General features: G+C 71.1%; 16 protein-coding genes. 4 read left to right on the forward strand and 12 right to left on the reverse strand.

Annotated elements, in window-relative coordinates; genetic code table 11:
* Positions 1 to 23: 23 nt before the first annotated feature.
* Positions 24 to 1,295, reverse strand: coding sequence for an O-antigen ligase (locus KYK13_RS24920; protein WP_223634190.1), 1,272 nt, complete (start codon positions 1,293 to 1,295; stop codon positions 24 to 26).
* A gap of 180 nt (positions 1,296 to 1,475) precedes the next feature.
* Between KYK13_RS24920 and KYK13_RS24925 the strand changes: the two genes are divergently transcribed.
* Both KYK13_RS24925 and KYK13_RS24930 read left to right on the forward strand, forming a co-directional pair.
* Complete coding sequence (locus KYK13_RS24925; protein ID WP_223634193.1) at positions 1,476 to 2,945, forward strand: MDR family MFS transporter; 1,470 nt, start codon at positions 1,476 to 1,478, stop codon at positions 2,943 to 2,945.
* 188 nt (positions 2,946 to 3,133) lie between these two features.
* On the forward strand, positions 3,134 to 4,681 hold the full coding sequence (locus tag KYK13_RS24930; RefSeq protein ID WP_223634195.1) for an alpha/beta hydrolase: 1,548 nt from the start codon (positions 3,134 to 3,136) through the stop codon (positions 4,679 to 4,681).
* Positions 4,682 to 4,696: 15 nt separating this feature from the next.
* On the opposite strand, the gene KYK13_RS24935 is transcribed toward KYK13_RS24930, so the two are convergent.
* Positions 4,697 to 6,166, reverse strand: coding sequence for an ELWxxDGT repeat protein (locus tag KYK13_RS24935; protein ID WP_223634198.1), 1,470 nt, complete (start codon positions 6,164 to 6,166; stop codon positions 4,697 to 4,699).
* 232 nt (positions 6,167 to 6,398) lie between these two features.
* On the opposite strand from KYK13_RS24935, the gene KYK13_RS24940 reads away from it, so the two are divergent.
* Positions 6,399 to 8,759, forward strand: a complete 2,361-nt coding sequence (locus tag KYK13_RS24940; protein WP_223634201.1) for a phosphoketolase — start codon at positions 6,399 to 6,401, stop codon at positions 8,757 to 8,759.
* A complete protein-coding gene (locus KYK13_RS24945) occupies positions 8,756 to 9,931 on the forward strand; it encodes an acetate/propionate family kinase (protein ID WP_223634204.1) in 1,176 nt (391 codons plus the stop codon). The genes KYK13_RS24940 and KYK13_RS24945 overlap by 4 nt, the downstream gene beginning before the upstream one ends.
* Before the next feature lie 639 nt (positions 9,932 to 10,570).
* Here the strand turns inward: KYK13_RS24945 and KYK13_RS24950 are convergent.
* The 10 genes from KYK13_RS24950 to KYK13_RS24995 form a co-directional block, all read right to left on the reverse strand.
* Positions 10,571 to 11,689: an LptF/LptG family permease gene (locus KYK13_RS24950; protein ID WP_223634207.1), complete on the reverse strand. Its 1,119-nt coding sequence runs from the start codon at positions 11,687 to 11,689 to the stop codon at positions 10,571 to 10,573.
* Positions 11,686 to 12,798, reverse strand: a complete 1,113-nt coding sequence (locus KYK13_RS24955; protein WP_223634210.1) for an LptF/LptG family permease — start codon at positions 12,796 to 12,798, stop codon at positions 11,686 to 11,688. The genes KYK13_RS24950 and KYK13_RS24955 overlap by 4 nt, the downstream gene beginning before the upstream one ends.
* On the reverse strand, positions 12,795 to 14,054 hold the full coding sequence (purD, locus tag KYK13_RS24960; protein WP_223634214.1) for a phosphoribosylamine--glycine ligase: 1,260 nt from the start codon (positions 14,052 to 14,054) through the stop codon (positions 12,795 to 12,797). Before purD ends, KYK13_RS24955 begins: the two co-directional genes overlap by 4 nt.
* A 1-nt stretch (position 14,055) precedes the next feature.
* Positions 14,056 to 17,034: a zinc-ribbon domain-containing protein gene (locus tag KYK13_RS24965; RefSeq protein ID WP_223634218.1), complete on the reverse strand. Its 2,979-nt coding sequence runs from the start codon at positions 17,032 to 17,034 to the stop codon at positions 14,056 to 14,058.
* A 4-nt stretch (positions 17,035 to 17,038) separates the two neighbouring features.
* Positions 17,039 to 18,583, reverse strand: a complete 1,545-nt coding sequence (purH, locus tag KYK13_RS24970; RefSeq protein WP_223634220.1) for a bifunctional phosphoribosylaminoimidazolecarboxamide formyltransferase/IMP cyclohydrolase — start codon at positions 18,581 to 18,583, stop codon at positions 17,039 to 17,041.
* 106 nt (positions 18,584 to 18,689) lie between these two features.
* On the reverse strand, positions 18,690 to 19,181 hold the full coding sequence (locus KYK13_RS24975) for a sigma factor-like helix-turn-helix DNA-binding protein (protein WP_223634222.1): 492 nt from the start codon (positions 19,179 to 19,181) through the stop codon (positions 18,690 to 18,692).
* Between the two features lie 57 nt (positions 19,182 to 19,238).
* The gene (locus tag KYK13_RS24980; protein ID WP_223634225.1) at positions 19,239 to 19,763 is read right to left on the reverse strand and encodes a MerR family transcriptional regulator; all 525 of its coding nucleotides are present in this window, start codon (positions 19,761 to 19,763) and stop codon (positions 19,239 to 19,241) included.
* A 155-nt stretch (positions 19,764 to 19,918) separates the two neighbouring features.
* Positions 19,919 to 22,033 (reverse strand): serine/threonine-protein kinase, encoded by a 2,115-nt coding sequence (locus KYK13_RS24985; protein WP_223634227.1) that lies wholly within the window; start codon positions 22,031 to 22,033, stop codon positions 19,919 to 19,921.
* Between the two features lie 20 nt (positions 22,034 to 22,053).
* Positions 22,054 to 24,774, reverse strand: a complete 2,721-nt coding sequence (locus KYK13_RS24990) for a serine/threonine-protein kinase (protein WP_223634230.1) — start codon at positions 24,772 to 24,774, stop codon at positions 22,054 to 22,056.
* 101 nt (positions 24,775 to 24,875) lie between these two features.
* Positions 24,876 to 25,211, reverse strand: a complete 336-nt coding sequence (locus KYK13_RS24995; RefSeq protein WP_223634233.1) for a hypothetical protein — start codon at positions 25,209 to 25,211, stop codon at positions 24,876 to 24,878.
* Positions 25,212 to 25,342: the final 131 nt, after the last annotated feature.

Consider the following 25,342-nt stretch of genomic DNA (forward strand, 5'->3'; position numbering starts at 1 on the left):
CGTCCCCCTGTCAGCTGGAAACTTCACCCAGGCCCATTGCGGACCGGCGCCTTGAACTCACCCAGCCCCAGGCCCCAGACGAACATGAACGACAGGTGCACGCTGGGGTGGAACGGCAGGTAGTGCACCAGGGCCAGGACGTGGAAGCCCACGAAGGACAGCAGTGCTCCCGTGGCCGGAATCGAACCCGCCCGATGCCTTCGCACCAGCGCCTTCGCCAGCAGGAAGTGCATCGTCGCCAGCAGCGCCAGGCCCACGAGGCCCGTCTCCGCCCACGTCGTCAGCCAGAGGTTGTGCGAGTCCGTGGCCAGCAGGTCCGTGATGCCCGTCTCCGCCTGCGTCGCCAGGGCCGCGGGTTTGTGATTGCCGAAGCCCACGCCCACCCAGGTGTGCTCGCGCACCAGACGCCAGCCCACGGACATCGCCAGCGAGCGCTCGCCGCTGCCGAAGAGGTTGTCCACCGCCTTGCCGAACCGCTCCCTCCACGCGGGCGTCAGCAGCACCACGATCACCAGCGCCACCGCCACGCCCAGCCCCGCCTTCCGCGCCGTCCCCCGCAGCAACAGCAACAGCGCGAGCACGCACACGCCCAGCGCCGCTCCCAACGCCGCTCGCGCGAACGCGGCGTAGATGGACAGCAGCAGCCCCAGCACCATCACGCCGGCCAGCACCCGCCGCCGCGTCACCTTCGACCGCCCGATCACCGCCAACGCCGGGCCCAGCACGGCAACCGCTCCGTGCGCGAACCGCAGCCGGTGGAAGAAGAAGCCTCCCGCCGCGTACCTCGGGTTCTCCTCCGTCCCGAAGTTCTCGTGCAGGCGCGACAGGTTCAGCTTCGTGAACTTCGGCGGCTCCCAGGGCCAGGGCACCCGGTGCTGGAAGAAGCCCAGCGCCGCCGCCACCAGCCAGCCTCCCGCGACGAGCCCTCCCAGCAGCAGCCACGGCACTCCCAGCGTCCCGATGCACGCGACGGCCGCTCCCGCGACCGTGTCCAGCGCCTGGCCGTACCTCGCGCCCCGGGGCCACTTCGCCGCGGCTCCCGTCAGCAGCGCCACCGCCGGGGACACCAGCTGCCAGACGCACAGGGCGACGCTCGCCAGCACGAACGCCCTCACGTCCGTCTCCAGCCGCAGCCTTCGGGTCACCACCAGCGCGAGGGCCAGCGCGGTGGCCAGGAGGGCTGCTGCCTGGAGCACTGCCTCCGCCAGCACCAGCCCCACCGCGTAGAGCCCCAACACCGCGGCGACCGCCGTCCTCCACCGCCCTGCCTCGACCGTCTTCGTATCCGTGCCCATGGCGTGCGCCTCGGACTCGCGAGGCCGCTGGACCCTATCCCACCTCGCGGGCTCCTGCCCTTCCGGACTGGGCGTGGAATCCCGAGCGACGGCGCCCGTCCTCACGATTCACACGCTTGACGTTGGCGGTCCGGACGGGCACGCGTTACCCAGGGGCCTTTCCCGGGTCCCCCTTCCGACATGCGCACCACCCATCGACCGTTCACCACCCTGGCTCTGGCGCTGTGCCTCTTCGTGGCCGCGCTGGAGATGACCGTCGTCTCCACCGCCATGCCCACGGTGGTCAGCGACCTGGGCGGCATCCAGCACTACGCGTGGGTCTTCACCGCGTACATGCTGTCCTCCACCATCACCGTCCCCATCTACGGGAAGCTCGCGGACCTCTACGGCCGCAAGCCCATCATCCTCTTCGGCACCAGCCTGTTCCTGCTGTCGTCCCTGGCGTGCGGGTTCTCCACGTCGATGAACATGCTCATCCTGTTCCGCGTCCTCCAGGGCCTGGGCGCGGGCGCCATGCAGCCCATCGCGCTCACCATCATCGGGGACATCTACACGCTGGAGCAGCGCGGGAAGGTCCAGGGCGCGTTCAGCGCCGTGTGGGGCATCGCCGGACTCGCCGGCCCCCTCACCGGCGGCCTCATCGTGAAGTACCTCACGTGGCACTGGATCTTCTTCATCAACATCCCCATCGGCATCGCGTCCATGGCGCTGATCGTCGCGTTCTTCCATGAGCAGCTCCAACGCAAGGAGCGCGCGCGGCTCGACTATGCCGGAGCGCTGCTGCTGTCCTCGGGCGTCGTGGCGCTGCTGTTCGGCGTGCAGGGCTCGGGACGGACGCTGCTCGCGCTGCCCCTGGCCGCCCTGCTCCTCACCGCGTTCGTGTTCGTGGAGCTCCGCGCCGCCGAGCCCATCATCCCGATGAGCATCTTCAAGATTCCCACCATCGCCATCTCCAACGTGGCCGGCGCCCTCTTCTCCGCCGCCCAGTTCGGCGCGACCACCTATGTGCCGCTGTACGTGCAGGGCGTGCTCGGAGGTTCGGCCACGATGGCGGGCGGGATGATCACCCCCATGATCGTCGGCTGGCCGCTGGCGAGCCTCATCGGCGGCAAGGTGATGGTGCGCACCGGCTTCCGTCCGCTCATCGTCGGAGGACTGGGCCTGGCCACGCTCGGCACCGCGCTCATGGCGCTGTTGCTCAAGCCGGGGGCCTCCATGCTGGTGCCGGAGATCGCCATGGGCCTGTTCGGCATCGGCCTGGGCTTCGCGGCCATGTCCACCATGGTCGCCGTGCAGACCACCGTGGGCTGGGAGCTGCGCGGCGTGGCCACCGCGAGCAGCATGTTCTTCCGCACCATTGGCGGGTCGCTGGGAGTGGGCGCGATGGGCGGCGTGCTGGTGTCTCAGCTCATGAAGGACCCGAACGTCCCCGTGAGCGCGGCCACGGAGCTGCTCGGCCCCGAGCACGGGCGCGGCCTGGCGCCCTCGGTCCTGGAGACGCTCGGCAGCGCGCTGAACACCGGCCTGTCCATCAACTTCTGGATCATGTGCTCGGCGATGATCGCCGCGTTCACGGCCGGCCTGTTCTTCCCCAGGGTGAAGCGCGTCACCGCGCCGGTGAACATGTCCGACGTCACCGCCTCCCACTGACGCCCGAGGCTCGTGCGATGCTTCGCGGACCATGCCCCGGTCCGCGAAACCGCCGTCGACCACGCGCGGATGCACGGCGCCACGTCATGCGGCTGAAGCTGCGCTGAGCGCCTGCTTGCCGGAGTGACACGTTCCAGGGGGCGCGGTGTTCCATGCGCGCACTTCGTGGCCCCCTGAAAGGGATTGCAATGCGATTCGCAGGAATGACGTCGGCGCCCCGGCGGGGCATGGCCGTCTCCCTGATGCTCATGGCCGTGGCGGGCTGCTCGACCGGGTCCCCACCCCACGAACCGCCTGTCACTCCCCGGCGGATTGTCTGGGGCACCTGCCCCGCGCTCCCGGACGGCGCGGCCCGCGATCCCCGCCAGACGTGCGGGAGCCTCCAGGTCCCGCTGGATCATCACCATCCAGGAGGGGCCACGCTCGACATCGCCGTCTCGCGCATCATCGCGGCACGTCCGTCCTCGCGTCGTGGGGTCCTCCTGCTGAATCCGGGCGGGCCGGGACTCGGTGGACTCGAGCTGCCGAGCCTGAACGCGCCCCTGCTGCCTCCTGCGGTGCTCGACTCCTACGACTTGATCGGCTTCGACCCACGCGGGGTCGGACACAGCTCACCGGTCACGTGCGGGCTCACCGACGTCAGCATCGTCAACCTCTTCCCGTATCCCGCCGCGGACGGTTCCATTGACGCGAATGTCGCGCTCGCCCGGGAGACGGCGGCCCGCTGCGCGGCGTCCTCTTCGCGCGACGTGCTGCCGTTCATCACCACCGCGAACACCGCTCGCGACATGGACCTGTTTCGCCAGGCGCTCGGAGAGGAGCAGGTCTCCTATTGGGGCCAGTCCTACGGCACCTATCTGGGCGCCGTGTACGCGTCGCTGTTCCCCGAGCGCACCGACCGGATGATCCTCGAAGGCAACGTGGACCCCACGAGCGTCTGGTCTGGCTTCACCCGCACGTGGAGCGACGGCATGGAGAGCCGCTTCCCCGATGCCGCCCGTTACGCGGCAGCCCATGACGACCGCTTCCACTTCGGCACGACGCCCGAAGCGGTGACGGAGGCGTACCTCGCGCTCGCGAACCGGATCGACGCGACTCCCGCATCCATTCCTGGCACGGATGCCGTCATCACCGGCGGGCTGCTGCGAACCCTCACCTACACCTTCCTGGAGCGCGACGAGCAGCTTCCCCTGCTCGTCCAGGTCTGGCGAACCACCGCCAACCTCGCGGACGGCGCGCCCACCGAAGAGGATGCCGCCGTGCTCCAGCAGCTCTTCGCGCAGGGGCCAGCGGAAGCAGACATTCCCGGGGACAACCAGACCGCTGTCTTCCTCGCGCTCACCTGCGGAGACGTGAGCTGGCCGACGGACGTCGAGCACTACCGGGCGGCCACCGCCGTGGACCGGGCCGCCCATCCGCTCTCCGCCGGAATGCCCGCCAACATCTGGCCCTGCGCATTCTGGAGGGCGCCGCTGGAGCCGCCCGTCGCAGTCCCCAGTGAGGGCCCCCACAACATCCTCCTCCTGCAGAACCGCCGCGACAACGCGACGCCGTGGGAGTCCGGGCTGGGCATGCGCAAGGCCCTGGGCGCCCGCGCGGCGTGGGTCGGCGTCGAGGCCGGAGGACACTATGCCTACGGCCAGGGCGCCTCTTGCGTGGACGACGTCTTCAACGCCTTCCTGGAGGACGGAACGCTCCCCCAGGACGACGTGCACTGCCGCGTGGCCTTGCGCTGACGGTCACCGGCCGGGTCACTCCGCGCTGGCACTCAGCGGTGTACAGGTCACGTTGACGGGCACGGCCCACAACGCGTCACCCCGGACGCCGGAGTACCCCCGGAAGAAGATCCGGTTGCCCACGCGCGTGAACTCCTCGGGCCTGTCGCCTCCGGTGCTGGACGTGGTGACGCGCCCCGTGCCCGCTGGCGTGCCATTCGTCACCTGCGGCATGAGCCCCATGTCACCATCAAGGGAGCTGAAGAGCAGCGTGCCGGAGCCCGTATCGAAGAGGGGCGAGCTGTGCTCGTCGGACGTGGTGAGCTCCCGGCTGAGCTGCCGCGTCCCTCCCGCCGTGCCGTCCGTCACCCACAGCCCGACCTGACGCGGCGCGGGGCCCGGCGAGCTGGTCGCCATGGACAGGTAGAGCCTGCCCCCCGACTCCTGCATGTCCTGCACGTAGGGCGTGTTGTCCGGCTGGCCGGGGAAGGAATTGGGCAGCGTCGTCACCGTGGCCTTGCCGCCTCCCGAAAGCGCCAGACGGCTCAGCTTCAGCCGCTCACCATCGTCCGCGAGCGTGGACAGGTAGACGGAGGAGCCCAGCGCTCCCAGCAGCCGCGCCTGCTTGCCAAAGGTGTCCAGGCGCGCCGTGCCCGCCGCCGTTCCATCCGTCCGCCACACCTCCGTCCCGGAGGTGTCATCCAGCGTGAACAACCCGGTGCCGTTCGCGAGGCCCCGCGTCGCCGACACGAAGGGGGCGCCCGCGTCCACGCGCTTGACGAGGAGGGTTCCCGCCGCCGTGCCATCTGTCCGCCAGAGGCGCGTGCCCTGGGTCGCGTCCTGGAGGAAGAACAGCAGCGCGCCTCCCGCGCGCAGCGTGGGAGAGGCCCGGGATGAGCCTGAGCCGAAGTCCACCACCCGGTATGTCCCCGCCGCCGTGCCGTCCGAGCGCCACAGCTCCACCGCGCTCCCCGCGTTCCGGAAGAAGGCCAACGCGCCTCCCAGCGCGGTGAGGTTCGTCAGGTTGGAGCCCGCTGCTCCCGGCGAGACGTCCTTGACGAGCCGGGTCCCCGCCGCGGTGCCATCACTCACCCACAGCTCGGAGCCCACCGCCGGGTCGTTCATCGTGAAGAAGAGCCGTGTGCCCACGGCCGTGAGCGAGCCGAAGTCCCGGAAGTTCAAGCCCTCGAAGGGGAACTCCCTCACCGGCACCGTCCCCACCTCGGTGCCGTCACTGCGCCACAGCGCCGCCGGCCCCTTGTACGGATCCGCGGTGAAGTACAGCGTGCCCGCCACGTTCGTCAGCCACTCGGGAATGGGCCGGAGTGGCGAAGGCAGCGGCGCACCCGGAGGGAGGAGGTCCTTCACCTTGAAGGCCGCCATGGCGGGCGTGCACGCCTGAGCCTGGACCTGCTGCTCCCGGGCCGCGGGCGGCTCCATCTGCTGCGCGCCCCCACAGCCCACGCAGCACAACCCCGCCACGACCCATCCGAACCGCATGCGCATTGCCCAACTCCTTGTCAGACCCAAAACATGGGAAGTTGGGACGCATGCCGTTGGCTGCCAATGTAGGCCGGGAGCGCCAGTGTTAGCGGAAAACACAACAGTGATGTGGAGGCCGTTCCGCTGTCGGGAAACCGACGCGCTTGACTTTTCCCATCTCAAACATTGCACGGTGCGGGCCAGATGGAGTCCCATCCGCCCGGGCGATGCACGGCCTTCACCTCTGGAGATGAAGATGGCGGGTCCGCTGAGTGACGAGGAGTTGGAGAAGATCGACGCCTACTGGCGCGCGGCGAACTACCTGTCCGTCGGGCAGATCTACCTCAAGGACAACCCGCTCCTGGAGCGGCCCCTCACGCGCGAGGACATCAAGCCGCGCCTCTTGGGTCACTTCGGCACCACGCCTGGCCTCAACTTCATCTACGTGCACCTGAACCGCATCATCCGGAACCACCGGGCCAACATGATGTATCTCATTGGCCCCGGCCACGGCGCGCCTGGCATCATCGCCAACACGTTCCTCGAAGGCTCCTACACGGAGCTGTATCCCAACATCGAGCGCAACCGCGACGGCATGAAGCGCCTGTTCCGCCAGTTCTCCTGGCCCTACGGCGTCCCCAGCCACGACTCGCCCGAGGTCCCCGGCTCCATCAGCGAGGGCGGCGAGCTGGGCTACTCGCTGCTCCACGCGTACGGCGCCGTGCTGGACAACCCGGACCTCATCGTCCCCTGCGTCGTCGGCGACGGCGAGGCGGAGACGGGCGCGCTCGCCGCGAGCTGGCACTCCAACAAGTTCATCAACCCCATCACCGACGGCGCGGTCCTGCCCATCCTGCACCTCAATGGGTACAAGATCGCCAACCCCACGGTGCTCGCCCGCATCGACGCGGACGAACTGGAGTCCCTCTTCAAGGGCTACGGCTACAAGCCCTATTTCCTGGAGGGCGACGACCCGAAGGACATGCACCAGCGGATGGCGGAGGTGCTCGACACGCTCTACGCCGAAATCACCCGCCTCCAGCGCCACGCCCGCGAGAACAACGACCCCACCCGGCCCCGCTGGCCCATGCTCGTGCTGCGCACTCCAAAGGGATGGACCGGCCCGAAGGTCGTGGACGGCAAGCCCGTGGAGGGCACGTGGCGCGCGCACCAGGTGCCTTTGGAGGCGGTGCGCGACAACCCCGAGCACCTGAAGATCCTCGAAGCGTGGCTCCACAGCTACCGGCCCCGCGAGCTGTTCGACGCGCACGGCACCTTCCGCGAGGAGCTGGCGGACATCGCGCCCAAGGGCCGGCTGCGCATGGGCGTCAACGCGCACGCGAACGGCGGACAGCTATTGGTGCCGCTCGCGCTGCCGGGCTTCCGTGACTACGCCATCGACCCGGGCGTGCCCGGCTCCAAGCAGGTCAGCGCCACGAAGGTGCTGGGCGGCTACCTGCGGGACGTGATGCGCCACAACCTGGCGACGAGGAACTTCCGCATGTTCGCCCCGGACGAGAACGCGTCCAACCGGCTCCAGGACGTCTACGCCGTCAGCGGCAAGACCTGGGGCGCGAAGCAAGAGCCCACGGACGAGCACCTCTCCGTCGATGGCCGCGTGATGGAGGTCCTGAGCGAGCACCTCTGCCAGGGCTGGCTGGAGGGCTACCTGCTCACCGGACGCCACGGCTTCTTCTCCTGCTACGAGGCGTTCATCCACATCATCGATTCGATGTTCAACCAGCACGCCAAGTGGATCAAGAGCGCCAGGGAGCTCCCGTGGCGCAAGCCCATCGCGTCGCTGAACTACCTGCTCAGCTCGCACGTGTGGCGGCAGGACCACAACGGGTTCTCCCACCAGGATCCGGGCTTCATCGACCACGTGGCCAACAAGAAGGCGGACACGGTGCGCATCTACCTGCCACCGGACGCGAACACGCTCTTGTCGGTGGCGGACCACTGCCTGCGCTCGAAGAACTACGTCAACCTCATCATCGCGGGGAAGCAGCCCTCGCCGGTGTGGCTGGACATGCCGAGCGCCGTGCGCCACTGCTCGACGGGCATCGGCACGTGGGAGTGGGCTGGCAATGACGACGGTGACCCGGACGTGGTGATGGCCTGCGCGGGCGACGTACCCACCATGGAGACGCTGGCCGCGGTGACGCTGCTGCGCGAGTGGGCCCCAGAGCTCAAGGTGCGCGTGGTCAACGTGGTGGACGTCTTCACGCTCGCGCCCGTGCACACCCATCCGCACGGTCTCAACGAAGAGGACTTCAACCGCCTCTTCACCGTGGACAAGCCGGTGGTGTTCGCGTTCCACGGCTACCCCACGCTCGTGCACAAGCTCACGTACAACCGGGCCAACCACGCCAACATCCACGTGCACGGGTACAAGGAAGAGGGCACCACGACCACGCCGTTCGACATGACGGTGCTCAACGACATGGACCGCTTCACCCTGGCCCTGGACGCCCTCCGGCACTCAAAGACTACGCGCCACCGTTTGGACGACGCGGAGCAGCGCTTCTCCGAGGTCCGCCAGCGGCACAAGCTCTACGTGTCCGAACACGGCGAGGACATGCCCGAGGTCGCCAACTGGAAGTGGACCGCGCGATGAGCGACGCGGGCGCGGTGCTGGTCATCAACAGCGGCTCGTCGTCGCTGAAGTTCGGCCTCTATGGCGAACAGGGCGGGCAGGAGACGGTGCGGTTCAAGGGCAGTGCGACCCGCATCGGCTCGGAGCAGGGCCGGCTGGTGGTGAAGGACGGCGCGGGGAAACAGGTGCGCGCCGTGGACGTGCGGCATCCATCGCAAGAGGACGCCTTCCGCGAGGCCGTGCGCCACCTGGAGGAACTGGGCGGAGCGAGGCCCCAGGCCATCGGGCACCGCGTGGTGCATGGCGGCCCCCATCTGCGCCAGCACCAGGCGCTGACGCCCGAGGTGATGAAGGCGCTGGAGGACGCGACGCACTTCGCGCCGCTGCACATTCCTCCCGCGCTGCGGCTCATCCGGGCCACGCAGCAGCACTATCCAGGCGTGCCGCAGTTCGTCTGCTTCGACACGGCCTTTCACGCGACGCTACCCCAGGTCGCGTCGACGCTTCCCCTGCCCGCTTCCGTGCGCGAACAGGGCGTGCAGCGTTATGGCTTCCATGGCCTGTCGTATGAATCCATCGTCGCGAGGCTGGAGCCCCAGGTGCCTGCGCGCACCGTGGTGGCCCACCTGGGCAACGGCGCGAGCCTCGTGGCGCTCGAGCGTGGACGCGCCGTGGATACGTCCATGGGCTTCACGCCCACGGGTGGCATCCCGAGTGGCACACGCACGGGCGACCTGGATCCGGGCGTGATGCTGTTCCTGATGCGCACGCGCCAAATGGACGCGGATGCGCTGGAGACGCTGGTGAACCACGAAGCAGGACTCCGAGGCTTGTCGGAAGGAACCAGCGACATGCAGGCCCTCACCCGCGACGCGGCGGCGGGAAATGCCGCGGCCGCGCTGGCGGTGGACATCTTCACGCGAAGCGTCGCGAAGACGGTGGGCGCCTACGCGGCGGTGCTCGGAGGGCTGGACCTGTTCGTGTTCACGGGCGGCATCGGGGAGAACAGCGCGAGGGTCCGCCAGGGCGTGTGCGCAATGCTGGGCCATCTGGGCATCCACCTTGATGCGCAGCGGAACGATTCAGGCACGGAGGTCATCACCACCGATGCGTCACCGTGCCCGGTACGCGTGTTGCCCAGCGATGAGGAGGCACAGCTCGCTCGCCACACCCGACGACTGCTTCGCGGGTAATGCCCTCCGCACCTCCGGGCCTGAACCAGGTCCACTTTGCTGGGAACTGAGCCCCCAGTGGACCGCCCCGCCCGCGACGCACCTCGCAAACTTGTCAGACAGTCGGACAAGTTGGGGCGACCGAGGCGGAAGGGGCTCGCGTTCCAGCCGGCCAGCCGAAGCCGGTCCGACTGTCCGACAAGTCGGGACGACCGTGGTCCAGGAGGGCTCCCGGTCGCAGCAGGCAGCGGAAACCTGTCCGGCTGTCCGGCAGGTCAGGCCCAAACCGAGGGGACTTCCGGTCCCGGTCGGACAGCGAAGCCGGTCCAACTGTCGGACGAGCTGGGACGACCATGGCCGAGGGCCTCCGGTCCCGTCGGACAGCGGACCCCGTCCGACTGTCGGACGGGTTGGGACAAGCGTGACTCGGGGGCTTCCGGTCCCGTCAGACAGCGGAACCAGTCCGACTGTTGGACAAGTTAGGGCGGCCGTTGCCCGGAGGTTTCGGGTCTCATCGGACTGCGGAACCTGCCCGGCTATCGGACGGGTTGGGACGACCGTTGCCTGGGGCTTCAGGTCTGGTCGGACTGTGGAACCTGTCTGACTGTCGGACGGGTTTTTCGCGCGCCCGTCCGGAGGGGGCTCCTTGGGGCCCCGGACTCAGGCCTGCCGCGTGACGCTCCGGCGCGGAAGATGCAATAGGCCCTCGCGGCGCAGCCACAGGGCCGCCGCCACCAGGGTCAGCAGCGTCGTGGGCATCCAGGCGGCCACCGCGGGCGCCAGACGCTCGGTGAGCACCAGCGTGCGGGACACCACCATCAGGCCCCACATCGCCACGGCGATGAGCAGTCCCTCCACCACCGCCGCCGTCAGGTGGCCCCTGCGGTTCGTCCGCAGCGCCAGGCCCACCGCCAGCAACGCCGCCGGCAGCCCCGCCAGCGGGTACGCGAAGCGGTTGTGCCACGCGAGTTGGAAGGCCTTCGTCGCGAGCCCTACCTCCGCTCGCGCTTCAATCTGTTCGCCCAGCTCTGCCAGGCGCATCTGCTCCGGGCGGCCCGGCCGGATGCGAAACGTCGTCGCGCCCACGCCCAGCTCGTACTCCGCGGTGGGCTGCTGCGTCACCGACGTGCGCCCGTCCTCCGTGAACGTGCGCTCCACCACGTCCGTCAACTCCCAGCGCGTTCCCTCCAACGCGCGCATCCGCCCCGCGTCCACCCGGCGGCGCAGCTTGAACTCCGGCGTCAGCGTGAAGAGGGAGACGTTCTCGAAGCCCTCCTGGGGATTGCCGCCCCGCAGGAAGAAGATGGAGTCGCCCCGCCGGAACCACTGCTTCGGCGTGTAGTACATCCGCCAGTCGCCCCACCGGTTGAAGCGCTGCGTGGTGATTTCATCCACGCGCCGGCCCGCTCGCGCGGCCACCGTCTCGTCGAACGCCACCAGCCCCACGCATGCCACCAGCGCGCACAGCCCTATCGGCAGGTACAGCGCCGCGGGCCCGAAGGTGAGTGCCCTCAGCGCCGTCACCTCGCCCTTCTTGCGCAGCGCCGACACCGTCGTTCCCGCCGCCAGCAGCAACGCCGCGGGCCCCAGCTGCTGCACCGATACCAGCGCCTTGTAGCCGTAGAGCTTGAGCACGTCCTGCACCCAGCCCTCGCCGCCATAGGCCTTCGCGCGGTCCACGAAGTCCACCACCAGGAACACCGCCACCACGCCCGCCAGGATGCCCAACGTCTGGCGCACGTACGCGCGCACCACGTACCCGAAGAGGGTGCCCCTCATCGCACCGTCCCCGAACGCGTCACGCGGTACAGCGCGATCGCCCCCACCACCATGAAGAGCACGTTCGCCAGCTGCCCCGCGACGAGCACCGGCATCTGCCCCTTCTGCCCCATCTGCTCGAAGGCTCGGCTCAGCAGGTAGTAGAGGACATAGCCGCCCAGCGTCAGCAGGTAGCCCCACGCACGGCCCGCCTGCCTGCGGCCAATCGCCAGCGGCGTGGCCAGCAGCGCGAACGCCACCGGCGCCACCGCGTTGCCCAGCCGGCTGTGCAGCGCCATCAAGAAGGGACGCGCGTCCTCCTTCCGCTCCTCCGCGTCCTTCGCCGCCGCCAGCAACTCCGCCGGCGTCAGCTCCTCCTTCGGAGAACGGAACCGGTTGCGCCGCGACAGAGACCCGCCCAACCCCACGTTGATCTCCGCCTTCTCGAAGGCGACGACGCTCGCGTCCACCGAGGAGCGGTTGGCGCGGTGCACCTCGCCCTCCTGCAATTCAATCTGGAGCGCCTCGCCCCGCTCGGACGTGCCCACCCGGCCCTTGTGCGCCAGCACCAGCAGCGGCGAGCTGGGGTCGCGGTCGTCGTGCAAGAGCACGTTCGTCCAGCCGCCGCCCTTCGGCGCCACCTTCTGCGCGTACAACGTCAGGTCGCTCAGGTCCTCGTAGAAGACGCCGGACTTCACGTCGCCCGCGACGTTCTTCTGGATGACCTCGCCCACCAGGTCCTTCACGCCCGTGAGCCCCCATGGCTCCACCGTGGACGTGAGCAGCACCATGAACGCGCTCAGCGCCACGCCCACGCCCAGCGGCGCCGCGAGCAGCTGAAGCGGGCTGATGCCCAGGGCCTGCAGCGATGTCAGCTCCCGGTCCTCTCCCAGCCGCCCCAGGCCCAGCAGGATGGCCAGCAGGAACGCGATGGGCAGCGCCATCACCAGGAAGTGCGGCGCCAGGTACGCGATGAGCCGGCCCAGGTCCACCAGCGTCACCGCGGAGCCGAGTAGCACGTCCGTGCCGCGCAGGAACTGCATCACGAACAGCAGCAGGAACATGAACGCCACCCACACTCCCAGGGGGACGAGCAGCTCCTTGAGCAGATAGCGCGCCAGCAGCTTCACGGCCGCGCCCGCAGCCCCCGCGCGCCGATGTCCCGGCGGAAGTGCTTGCCCTCGAAGCGCACGGCGTCCGCCGCCGCCAGGGCCCGCTCGCGCGCCGTCGCCAGGCTGTCGCCCCGAGCGCACACCGTCAGCACCCGGCCGCCGGCCGTCACCAGCGCACCGTCCTGCTTCGCCACGCCCGCCAGGAACACGGGAGCGTTCGACGCCACCGCGTCCAGCCCTTCAATCCGCTGGCCCTTCTTCGGTGCCTCCGGGTAGCCCTCCGCCGCCAGCACCACGCCCACCGACGCGCCCGGGAACTGCTTCAGCGGCCGGGGCTCCAACGTGCCCTTCGCGCACGCCTCCATCAGCGGCAGCAGGTCCTCGTCCAGTTGCATCATCAGGACCTGCGTCTCCGGGTCCCCGAAGCGCGCGTTGAACTCCAGCACCTTGGGGCCGGATGCCGTGAGCATCAGCCCTGCGTACAGCACCCCGCGCAGCGGCGTGCCGCGCTTCTTGAGCGTCGCCAGCGTGGGCGCGATGATCCGCTCGCCCGCCTGAGCCAGTTGGGCTTCCGTGAGGAACGGCGCCGGGCAGTACGCCCCCATGCCGCCGGTGTTGGGGCCCGTGTCGCCCTCGCCCACGCGCTTGTGGTCCTGCGACAGCGGCAGGAGCACGTAGCGCTCCCCGTCGCACAGGGCCATCAGCGACACCTCCTCGCCCTCCAGCAATTCCTCCAGCACCATCCGCTGGCCCGCCTGCCCCATCTCCGCCACGGCGCGCACCGCGTCCTGCGCGGCCTTCGCGTCCGGCGCGACGATGACGCCCTTGCCCGCGGCCAGGCCGTCCGCCTTCACCACGATGCGGCCCTGCGCGACGGCGTAGGCCTCCGCCTCCGCCGCGTCCGTGAAGACGCGGAAGGCCGCGGTGGGCACGCCCGCCTCCGCCATCACCTCCTTGGCGAACGCCTTGGAGCCCTCGATGCGCGCGGCCGCGGCGACGGGGCCGAAGCACGGGATGTCCACCTGCGCCAGCGCGTCCGCGACGCCCGCGACGAGCGGCGCCTCCGGGCCCACCACCACCAGGTCCACGCGCTCGCGGCGCGCCAGCGACACCACCGCCTCCGGCGAGTCCGCCTGCAGCGGCACGTTGGTGCCCCACCGCGCCGTCCCCGGGTTGCCCGGGCCCACCAGGAGTCGCGACAGGCGGGGACTCTGGGCCAGCTTCCAGGCGAGTGCATGCTCGCGTCCGCCCGACCCCAGCAACAGGACCTTCACGTCAACCTCGCTCGTCGAGTTTGAAGAGCAGCTTCTTCGCCGGGAAGTAGGAGGGATCCAACCCCACCACCTTCTCCAGCACCGCGCGCGCCTCCTGCGGCTTCGTCTTCACCTGCAGCTCCGCCAGCTTCGTCTGCGCGGACAGCATCTTCGGCGCTACATCCAGCGTGGACTGCAACGTGCGCATCGCCTCCGCCACCTTGCCGTCCGCCGCCTGCGCGAGGCCCAGCGACAGACGCGCCACCGGCAGCCCGCGATCGGCGCCCACCGCGCGCTCCGCGAGGGGACGCGCCTGCGCCCCCTTCGTGTCCAGCGCGATGAGCGAGCGGTACGCCTGGGCGCCGCCGCTGTTCGCGGTCACGTCCAACACCGACTGGAAGAGCCGATCCGCCGTCTGGCGGTCCCCCTGGTGGAAGCGCACCAGGCCCTCGTAGAGCAGGGGCTGCACGTCGTCCGGGCGCTCGCCCAGGGACTTCACCACGTTCTCCACCCCCACCAGCGTGTCGCTCGGCCGCAGCCAGAAGCGCGACAGTGCGGGCCGGGGCGCGAGCCGCAGCGGATCCCACTCGCGCGCCTCCAGCACGGCGTAGAACAGGCGGAAGGCCTCGTCGCGCTTCTTCGCGCTCGCCGCCGCCACGCCCTCCAGCAGCTTCGCGTCCATGCGGCGGTCGTCCAGCCGCACCGCCTGCTGGAAGCGCTCCTGCGCTCCGGCCGCGTCGCCCTCCAGCAGGAGGACCCGCCCCTCCAGGACCTTCTCCAGCGCCGCGTCCTGCAGCCGGCCCTGGAAGCCCTTCAGGTGCTCGCGGGCCACGGCCGCGTCCTTCTGCGCCAGCGCGACCATGAACCACTGCAGGTGGGCCTCCGGCAGCGCGGGCACCGCCTTCAGGGCCTCCGTCGCCGCCTTCACCGCGCCGGCGTCGTTGCCCGCCGTGCGCTCCGCCGCGGCCAGGTGGCTCCAGATTTCGGAGGCGTCGCGGGGGCTGTAGCGGAACGTCCCCTTCGTCAGCTCCTTCAGGGCGCGCACGGCGTCGCGCGCGTTGTCCTCCGCCTGATAGCGCAGCACCGCCAGCGCCAGGGAGGCGCGCACGTCGCCCGCCTTCGACTTCAGCCGGGTCTCATACAGCTTGCGCGCGCGAGGGGCCTCTCCCACCTCCACGTAGATGCGGGCGGCGGCCTCCAGGCTGTTCCAGTCCTGCGGATCCATCTCCATCCGCTGGTTCAGCTGCTTCAGCGCCTGGCCGTACTGGCCGGCCTGCTCGTGGGCGAGCGCGCTGTAGTAGTCCACGCGCTTCAGGTTCGGCGCCAGCTTGCGCGCCGCCGCGAACTCCTGGTTCGCCAGCTCGCGCGACGTGGCCACCTGGGCGCGCCCCAGCACCAGGTGCGCCTCCGCCTTGAAGGCGTCCGGGGCAGCCGGCTGGGCCAGCACCTCCGCCGCCAGCCGCGATGCCTCCTCCAGGTTGCCCGGCTGGCGCGGGCGCGCCAGCAGCAGGTTCGCGTGCGCGACGAGCAGCGCGGGCGTCTCGCCGGCCATGCCCTTCGCGGCCTGGATGAGCTCGCGCGCCTCCTGGAAGGAGGCGTCGTCCATGCCCGGACCGCGCCCGAGCGCCAGCGCCTGCACGTACCCGGCGATGGCGTCCGCGCTGCGCGGGTCGAGCAACAACGCCTGCTGGAAGGACTCCTCCGCTTCCGTGTACGCGATGCGCTGGTCCATCGCGAGCTGCTTCTGGCCGGTGGCCAGGTGCTCCGCGCTGGTGCCCTCCAGCTCCAGGAACTGGAGCTTCCACCGCCCCACCGTGGCCAGCACCGCCTGCGGCACCGGAGCCGGTGCGGCGGGCCGCGCCTCCCGGACCCGCTGCTCCTGCTGCGGCTTGTGCACGAGGAAGTAGTAGCCCGCGCCGCCGGCCCCAAGCACGGCCAGCGCCAGCAGGCCCATGACGCCGGCACGGCTGCCGCCGCCGCTTCCGCCACGCTGGGCGCTGCGGGCCGGCGCGGCCGTGATGTGCGACGTGCGCGCGGGCTTCACCGAGCTCACGCGCGAGTCCGGCGCCAGCGCCGTGGCCCCCTCGGAGCGGGGCTCGCCTCCAGACGCGCCATCACCGGACGCGCTGGCGTCCAGGCCGCCCATCACCGGCAGCTCCACCAGGTCGCCGTTGCCGGGCGCAGGCGCCGCGGCCGCCACCTCGGGCGCCACCAGCACGGTGGACTCCCGGGGGAACGCGGCCTCGCGCTGCTTGCAGTCCTCGCAGATGCCCATGGCCTGATCGAAGGGATCCGCCAGGTCCTTGCCGCACGAGCGGCAGTTGGAGTGCACCTCCGGCTTCGGGATGTTCGGCGCGGGGGCGCGGCTCATGCGGCCCAGTGACACCGCCCCGGCGGCGGGCGCGGAGGACGCACGCGCGGAGGGGGGCGAAGAAGGAGCCTCCGGCTCCAGGCCCCCGGGCGGCGGCCCGAGGAAGTCGAGCAGCGGATCCGCGGGAGCCTGCGGCGCCGACGCCGGCGCGGGAGCCGCGACCCCGGGAGCGTCGGGCACCGGGGGACCGGGCTTCACGGCGGGCGCAGGCTTGGGCGCGGGCTGGGGAACCGGCGGTCCCAGGTTCGCGAACGGGTCCACGCTGCCCGGCGGCCCCAGCTCCGGCATCTCACCGAAGTCTCCGAAGAGGTCCGACGCCGGCGCCTTCTGCGCGGCCGGAGCCGCCGCGGGCTTCGCCGAGGCAGGTGCGCTCCGGGGCGCCGGCTGCGCCGAAGCCGCCGGATTGCTCCGGGGCTCTCGTGAGACGGAGGGCGCGGACGCGGGGGGCGCGGACTCCGCGGCCGAGGGCGCGGCGCCTTCAGGAGGAGCCGTCACGGACGCGGCCGAGGCCTCCCGCTTCACGAGCTGGAGGTGACGGCAGCGAGGACATTGCGCGCGGACGCCCTTGGGCGTGATCAACCGATCGTCGATCGCGTAGGCCGCCGCGCATTTCTGGCAGACGATGCGCATGAAGTTAGTGCCGGAAGTGTCGCACTCCCGTCACCACCATGGCCATCCCATGTTCATCCGCGGCGGCGATCACCTCCGCGTCCCGGACAGACCCACCCGGCTGGATGACCGCCGTCGCTCCGGCCCGGGCTGCCTCGTCCAACCCGTCCCGGAAGGGGAAGAAGGCATCCGAGGCCACGGCGCTGCCCTTGAGGGCCTCGCCACCCCGCGTCATGGCGATGCGCACGGAGTCCACGCGGTTCGTCTGCCCGCCGCCCTGGGCCAGCAGCTGGGACGGCGCCGCGAAGACGATGGCGTTGCTCTTCACGTGCTTGCACACCTTCCAGGCGAAGCGCAGGGCCCGCTCCTCCTCCGGCGTGGGGGCGCGCTTGGACACCACCTTCCACTCCAGGGGCGGCTCCACCGCGTCCCGGTCCATCAGGAGCATGCCCCCGGACACGCTGCGAGCGTCCACCTGGGGCCGGGGCGTCGCCGTGGGGGACGCCAGCGCGGGCCCCGCCTCCAGGAGGCGCAGGTTCTTCTTGCCCGCCAGCACCTGGAGCGCCGCCGGCGCGTACGACGGCGCGATGACCGCCTCCAGGAACGTCTCCGCCATGGCCTTCGCCGTGGCCTCGTCCACCTCGCGGTTGAAGGCGACGATGCCGCCGAAGGCGCTCACCTCGTCCACCGCGCGGGCGGTGCGGTACGCCTTCTCCAGCACGTCATCCACCGCCACGCCGCACGGGGTGTTGTGCTTGATGACCACGGCGCAGGGCTTCTCCGGAAACTCCAGGACCAGGCCCAGGGCCGCGTCCAGGTCCAGGATGTTGTTGTACGAGAGCTCCTTGCCCTGGAGCACCTTCGCGAAGGCGACGGACGGCTCCTTGGGCGCGGCGTATTCCTTGTAGAACGCGCCGCGCTGGTGCGGGTTCTCCCCGTAGCGCAGCCCCTGCACCTTGCGGAACGCGAGCGACAGCTCCTCGGGGAAGGGCTCGCGGGCCTCGCCGGACAGCCACCCGGAGATGGACGCGTCATAGGCCGCCGTGTGCGCGAACGCCTTGCGCATCAGCCGGCGCCGCGTCTCCAGCGTCACGGCCTTGTGTCCTTCAATCTCCGCGAGCACCGGCGCGTAGTCATCCGGGTCCACCACGATGGCCACGTGCCGGAAGTTCTTCGCCGACGCGCGGACCATCGCCGGCCCGCCGATGTCGATGTTCTCGATGACGTCGTCCTCGCCCGCGCCGGACGCCACCGTCTGGCGGAACGGGTAGAGGTTCACCACCACAAGGGAGATGGGCTCGATGTGGTTCTTCGCCATCTCCGCCCGGTCGCTCTCCAGGTCGGGCCGGCCGAGGATGCCGCCGTGGATGCGGGGGTGGAGCGTCTTCACGCGGCCGCCGAGGATTTCGGGGCTCTGCGTGTGCTCGGACACCTGGGTGGCGGGGACGCCGGCGCCCTTCAGGGCCTCCAGGGTGCCGCCCGTGGAGAGCAGCCGGTAACCCAGCCGCACCAGGCCCTGGGCAAAGGGGACCAGACCGCGCTTGTCGGAAACGCTCAGGAGAGCCAGCACGTGTGCGCCTCGCAATGGGTGGGGGTGGCGCGGGTCCTAGCAACCACCCCCTGGGGTGTCAACGCAACACGTCACCCCAGGCCCGGCGCGAAACAGTGCCCTGCCCTCAAGGCTTGCGGGCGGACGCGGGAGGCTCTGCCTCCGTGGCCTCGCGCAGCTTCATCAGGCCGCGCGTCTCCACCTGGCGGATGCGCTCGCGGGTGAGGTTCATGATCTCCCCCACCTCCTCCAGCGTGATGCCGCCCTTCTCCGCGACGTCCAGGGCGCAGGTGTGCTCCAGCTCGGTGATCTCCTTGTCCGGGAAGTTGAGCTTGATGGAGCCCGTCTCCGGGTTCACGTCCAGGTAGAGGTTGTGCTTGCAGGACACGAAGAGGCACGGGCGCGGGCCGTTGATGCAGTCCGCGCGGGTGCGCGGCCGCTGCTCGTCCACGAGCTTGAGGGTCTCCGCCTCCTCGGGGTCCAGCTGACCGGCGAGCCGCCGCCGGCGCAGGTCGCGCGCCATCTCCTTGCGCGACATCGTCTTGGAGCGCCGGCGTTCCGCGGGCTGCTCCTCCTCATTCCCCCCCTCGCCCTCCTGCAGCTGCTTCACTTCCGACATGTGTCGTCCTCCAGATGCGTGGAGTCTACCCGGTTCAACAGGACCCTGGGGGGTATCCTATTGTGACCGGAGCGTTTCGTCTTCACGCGCCGTGACGGCGCTGCCCAACCGGGCGACATCGCGGACCAGATCCTGCGCCCGTTGCCTGAGCGTTGCCAACTGGGCTTCGAGTGACCTCCTGCGTTCTCCGCCCAGGGGCCGTCCTCCCAGCTCCTCCTGGAACCCGTCCAGCACCTCCGACAAGTCGCGTTGGAGCTGGTCGATGTGGTTGCGGTGGAACACGAAGGAGCGGCGGATGTCCTCCAGGGTGTGTCCTTCCGCCATCATCCTCTTGATGACGTTGATGCGGCGCACCGCTTCCACCGGGTAGAGGCCCAGGCTGCCCTGGTGCTTCCCCTTGCGGCCCACACGGCGGCTGCGGGGGAGCAGACCGGCCTGGACGTACTTCCGGAACGTCGCCTCCGAGAGCCTCACGCCCCGGGGCCGGAAGATTTCCAGGATCGCGTTCGCGGGAAGACCGCCCGCGTTTTCGCGCTCGATGCGCTCGAGTTCTTCGGGCGCGAGCAGGTCCATCGATTCCATTGAATAGAGGCTACTGAATGGACGCCATAGGTGCCAGATTCGCGCGTCAGTCGTCAAGGAGGACGAGCAGGCGTGCCGCGGACGGACGTCGTCCGGCCGACGCTCGACGCCGACGTCAGGTGGCTTCAGGTGGTGGCGGGGGAACGACGGAAGCGTCAGCGGCCGCGGGGCGCGCGGAACTCCTGCGTCACGGTGCCGTCGGCGGGGACGGCGACGGTGAACGTCTTCGAGCCGGACGGGTGCGCGAAGGTCAGGCTGTAGGTGCCGGCCGGCACCTTGTAGGTGGCGCGGCCCTGCACGTCGCCCAGCCGCTTCGGGCCCAGGTAGACGGTGGCGTAGGGGTTGGCCTTCACCTGGAGTGTGCCCAGGGCCTTCGCCGTGTCCGCGGCGGGCGGCGCGGGGGCGGGGGCCGCCTCGGGCTGGGGGGCGGGGGCGGCAGGCTCCGTAGAAGGAGGCGGCGCCAGCGCGGCTTCACGCCGCTGCCCTTCGAGCTCCGCGTCGACGGCGTCCGCGGCCGGCGTGCGGGCAGGCGCGGGCTGGGGGACCGTGGCGGTGGCCGGCGGGTTCGTCGCCGGGGCCGAGGCCTGGGCGGGCGGGCTCCCCTGCCCTGATTGCAAGGCACCGGTGTGCGAGCGGACAAGGGCCAGGACGCCCACGAGGCTCGCGAGTCCCACCGCGGCGGCCCCTCCCCAGAGGGCGCGCTTGCGGCCCGGTGCGGCGGGAGGCCCCGGCTCGGTGGCGGAGACCGTGTCGAGCTCGCGGTCTTCGGCGCCCGGGAGGTCGTCCCCCGGGGACGCGGCCCGGCGCGCGGAGGCAGTGCCGGGCTTGCTGGAGGATGCGGCCCGGCGTGCGGAAGAGTCCTCCGCATCGCGGCTCGCGGATGAGCCCCGGCGCTCGGAGCCTTCCGCCCTGCGCCTCGCGGAGGCGGACGGGCTCGACGCGTCCTCCGCCCTCCGGCCCTCGAGCACACCGTCGTCATCCGTCCGGCTCGCGGACGCGAAGTCGTCGTCACCGGCGGAGTCCTCGTCGCTCAAGGGCGCCTGCCTGGCGACGGGAAGCTCACGGGACTCGCCGCGCCTGGCGAGCGGGGCTTCCCGGCCCATCGACTGCAACGGCATCTGCGGCGTGGGCTGCGGTGGACGTCCGTTCCCGGCGCGGTCGTCTTGCGACAGCACCAGCGTCGTCCCGTGCCGGTCCTCGTCCGGCGAGTCGACCCGCTTCGCTCCCGAGGCGTGCTCGCGCGACGGCATCACCGCCGTGGGCTCGCGCGGCGGCGGTGCGGCGGCGGGCAGCGCTCCGTCCTCCAGCGCCGTGCGCTCCGGGAGCGCGGGCAGCGCCTGGTTGCTGGCCGCGACGGGGAACAGCCCGCGGACGAACGCGCCCACGTCGGCGTCGTCAACGGAGCGGGCGTGGTTCAACACGCACTGCGCCAGCGCGCGCTCCAGCTCCCCCGCCGTCTGGAAGCGCTTCGACAGGTCGCGCTCCAGCGCGCGGCAGATGGCGGCGTCCAGGTCCGGCGGCACGTCCGGGTTGAGGCGCGCGGGCGGCACGATGGTGCTCTCCTGCACCGCGCGCAGGACGGCGATCTCCGAGTCCCCCTGGAACAGCCGTCCGCCGGTGAGCAGCTCCCACAGCACCACGCCCAGCGCGAAGACGTCCGTGCGCACGTCCACGTTCTCGCCCCGGGCCTGCTCGGGCGACATGTACGCGAACTTGCCCTTGAGCACGCCGGGGTTCGTCAGCTTGTTGCCCGCCTTCGCGATGCCGAAGTCGGTCAGCTTCACCGCGCCGTCGTAGGACACGAGCACGTTGTGCGGCGTGACGTCCCGGTGCACGAGGTTCAAGAGCTCGCCGTTCACCCGCAGGCGGTGGGCGTAGTGCAGCCCGCGCGCGACCTCCGCGCCGATGTGCGCCACCAGCACGGGCGGCATCGGCGTCATCGTCTCCTTGCTCCGCTTGCGCAGCTCCCACAGCGAGCAGCCGCGCACGTACTCCATCGCCAGGTAGTAGGTGTCCTCGTGCTTGTCGAAGTCGAAGATCTGCACCACGTTGGCGTGGTTGAGCCGCGAGGCCAGCCGCGCCTCCGCGATGAACATCTGCACGAAGTCCGGGTCGCTCGCGAGGAACGACCGCACCCGCTTGATGACGACCTCCTTCTCGAAACCCTCCGGCCCGCGCGCGGTGCACAGGAAGATCTCCGCCATGCCCCCTTCCGCGAGCTTGCGGCGCACGACGTACTTGCCGACGTGGGTTCCTGCCTCGAGCGTCACGGAAGGGTCCAAGGCCGCGCCTACTCGAACTTGACCGTCACCACGTTGAGGTCGATGGGGCGCACCTCGATGCGGCGGCTGACGGTGCGCTGCAACCCGGGGTTGGTGAACTTGCAGTCATAGAGGCCCACCCCCAGCTTCACCGGCTGCAACGGCGTCTCCCCCAGCCTGCGGCCATTGCACGTCACCTCCGCCCCGGGCGTCACCACGAAGCTCACCTCCGCGGACCGCTCCACCGCGCGGGCGGATTCGCGCACGTCCGCCGCGGGAACCACGGGGGCGGCCGCGGCGACCGGGGCCTTCACCGCCGGCGAGGGGGCCTGGGCGCCCGGAGACTCCTGGGCCTGCTTCACTTCAGGGGCCACGGCGTCCGGCGCGCGCGGCGTGGCCACGCCCGAGGGCCCCACGCCGGGCTCCGTCGCCGCTGGAGCCGGGGGCGCGGTGGCGGGCGGCTCCGTGGCGGGCTTTCCGGAGGACGGCATCGGCACGAGCGTCAGCGGCCCCACGTCGAGCCGACCCGACGGCGGGATGACGACCTGCGTGCGCAGCTCGCGGTAGCCCTCCTTGATCAGCACCACCCAGTAGCGGCCGGGCTTCACCGACGGCAGCGTCAGCGGCGTGCGCTCCGGGAGCACCCGGTCCTCGAAGACGACGCGCGCGCCCGCGGGCTCGGACGTCACGTGCACTCCACCCGCCCCCGGGCCCAGGCTCCACATGAGGCCCACGCCCACCAGGATCGCGACGAGCACGATGGCGCCGTACAGGAGCCCGCGGCGCTTCGGGGGCTCCACGGCGGACTGCTCCGTGACCGTGCCGGAGCGGGCCGGAGGCACCCACGCGTTCGGGGCGGGGGCGCGGGACGCGGAGCGCGGCGCGGTGGACGCGGTCATCTCCTCGATGGTCGCGTGGGGCGCGGGCACCGGGAGCCGGTGGCCCCGCTGCTCACCCGACAGCGCGGGCGCGCTCGCGCGGGGGCCCGGAACCTCCGAGCGCGGCACGGCGCGCAGGTCCTGCGTGGGGCCCTCGTCCACGTCCGCGCGGGAGGCAGCGCGCATGTCCAGGGTCGAGTCGTCCTCGTCCTCCTGGGTCAGCGTCAGGGAGCGCTGATCCAGCGTGGGCCCGTCCTCCTCCACCTGGAACCCGCCGAGCTTCCCCTGCGTGTCCACCATCGCGAGCGTGGGGCCGTCCTCCTCCACCTGGAACCCGCCGAGCCTCCCCTGCGTGTCCACCATCGCGAGCGTGGGCCCGTCCTCCTCCACCTGGAACCCGCCGAGCTTCCCCTGCGTGTCCACCATCGCGAGCGTGGGCCCGTCCTCGTCCTGGGTCACCGTCGGGAGGGACGGCTCCTCCAGGCGCACCGGCCGGACGCTCCGCGAGGGCGGTGACTCCAGGGCCCGCCGCGAGCCCGTCATGCCCCGCGGCGCGTCGGCGCGTGGTTCGGAGTTGCGAACCTCGGAGCGGGGCTCGGGACGGGCGTCGGCGGCGCGGGCCTCCACTCGCGGGTCGGCATTGCGGACCTCCGAACGCGGCTCCGGACGGGCCTCGACGTTGCGGACCTCCGACCGGGGCTCGGGCCGCGCCTCCACCCGGACCTCCAAGCGCGCCCCGTCCCCCACCGAGTCCTCGCGGCGCGACTCCACCTTCCCGCTGGGGCGGTTCGGCCGGTTCGGACGCAGCGTGGTGGTGGGCTCGTTCTCCGTGCGTCCTGGCGGCGTCGCGGGGCGCATCACCGAGCGGCGCGGCCCGGGCGGCGGCGGAGGCGCCCCCGCCTCCTCGTCCGTCACCTGCACCTCGCCGGAGCGCGCCTCTTCGGACAGCCGGTCCGCGTACAGCTCCCGCATGAACGCGGCCAGGTCCGCCACCGTGCCGCACGGCTGCGGCTGCGACGCGAGCCACCCCTCCAGCGCCCGCTGTAGCTCCTGCGCGTGCTGGTAGCGCGCGTCCGGCTCCTTCGCGAGCGCCTTGAGCACGATGGCGTCCAGCTCCACCGGCACCCGGGGCGCCACCTGCGATGGCACCGGCACGTTGCACTCGGCCACCGCCGACAGGGTCAGCATGTCGCTGTGGCGCTTGAAGAGCCGCCCGCCGGTCAGCAGCTCATGCAGCACCACGCCCAGCGCGAACACGTCCGAGCGCCGGTCCACGCGCTGGCCGCCGGCCTGCTCCGGCGACATGTACGAGTACTTGCCCTTGAGCACCCCGGAGCGCGTCACGGTGGCCTGGTCCGCCGCCTTCGCGATGCCGAAGTCCACCACCTTCACGCCGCCATCGAACGTCACCAGGATGTTCTGCGGAGACACGTCCCGGTGCACGATGCCCAGCGGGCGCCCCGCCGCGTCCGTCTTCTTGTGCGCGTAGTCCAGGCCCGCGCACGCCTCCAACAGGATGCGGCACACCAGCGGCACCGGCAGCGGACGCCCCGCCGTCTCCGAGCGCTTCCAGAGCCGGCGCGCGTCCACGCCATGGATGTACTCCATGGCGATGAAGAACGTGTCCCCCTCCGCACCCAGGTCGTAGATCTGCACCACGTTGGGGTGCGCGAGCCGCGCGGCGATGCGGGCCTCGTCCAGGAACATCCGGACGAACTCGTCGTTCTCCGACAGGTGCGGGAGGATGCGCTTGAGCACCAGCAGCTTGTCCGGAGCCTCCGAACCCGGCCGGCGCGCGAGATAGATCTGCGCCATGCCGCCCGTGGCGAGGCGCTTCAGGAGCTGGTAGCTGCCGTAGGTTTCGATGGACACGGCCGGACGCGAGGAGGCGAACCCCAAGCGTAAGCGGCCGGGCCAGGGGAATCAAACATCCAGTCCCCCGAAGCATCTCCCGGTTCCACCCCCGGTGCGGCCTAGCGCCGGGCGGCCCGGACCTCGCGGGTCTCCCGCATCAGGGCCTCCAGCTCGTCCAGGTGCCGCTTGAGCACCGGCATCAGCACGGGCGCCGCGTCCACCCGGTCGAACAGGTCCAGCACCCGGTCCACCTTGCGCTCGATCTCCTGCGCCCTCAACGGGCTGATGCGCCGCAGGAGCAGGTCCGCCCCGGCCTCCATCAGCACCCGGGCCACCGCGTCGCGGGAGGCCAGCGGCTCCTGCTTGCGCTGGCCCTCGCCACGGATGACCCGCAGCCCCGGCGCACCGGCGCGCGGAGAGGACTTCACAGGCTCATCAGGGGTCCAGGTGCTCACAACGCGCCTCCAGGGCAACAGCGTGCAGACGCTCCGCAGGGTACACACCGAGGGAGCGCCTCCAATTTTCTGGTCATCCGCACAGGCAGATGCAGCGCTGTAGCACCGGGGTCTGACACCGCCGTCCGGGG

This window comes from Corallococcus sp. EGB, assembly GCF_019968905.1.
Classification (GTDB): Bacteria; Myxococcota; Myxococcia; order Myxococcales; family Myxococcaceae; genus Corallococcus.

Bases quoted from the DNA above. Each gene is read 5' to 3' on its own strand.
- KYK13_RS24920 (WP_223634190.1), bottom strand. From the start codon at position 1,295: ATGGGCACGGATACGAAGACGGTCGAGGCAGGGCGGTGGAGGACGGCG.
- KYK13_RS24925 (WP_223634193.1), top strand. From the start codon at position 1,476: ATGCGCACCACCCATCGACCGTTCACCACCCTGGCTCTGGCGCTGTGC.
- KYK13_RS24930 (WP_223634195.1), top strand. From the start codon at position 3,134: ATGCGATTCGCAGGAATGACGTCGGCGCCCCGGCGGGGCATGGCCGTC.
- KYK13_RS24935 (WP_223634198.1), bottom strand. From the start codon at position 6,166: ATGCGCATGCGGTTCGGATGGGTCGTGGCGGGGTTGTGCTGCGTGGGC.
- KYK13_RS24940 (WP_223634201.1), top strand. From the start codon at position 6,399: ATGGCGGGTCCGCTGAGTGACGAGGAGTTGGAGAAGATCGACGCCTAC.
- KYK13_RS24945 (WP_223634204.1), top strand. From the start codon at position 8,756: ATGAGCGACGCGGGCGCGGTGCTGGTCATCAACAGCGGCTCGTCGTCG.
- KYK13_RS24950 (WP_223634207.1), bottom strand. From the start codon at position 11,689: ATGAGGGGCACCCTCTTCGGGTACGTGGTGCGCGCGTACGTGCGCCAG.
- KYK13_RS24965 (WP_223634218.1), bottom strand. From the start codon at position 17,034: ATGCGCATCGTCTGCCAGAAATGCGCGGCGGCCTACGCGATCGACGAT.
- KYK13_RS24975 (WP_223634222.1), bottom strand. From the start codon at position 19,181: ATGTCGGAAGTGAAGCAGCTGCAGGAGGGCGAGGGGGGGAATGAGGAG.
- KYK13_RS24980 (WP_223634225.1), bottom strand. From the start codon at position 19,763: ATGGAATCGATGGACCTGCTCGCGCCCGAAGAACTCGAGCGCATCGAG.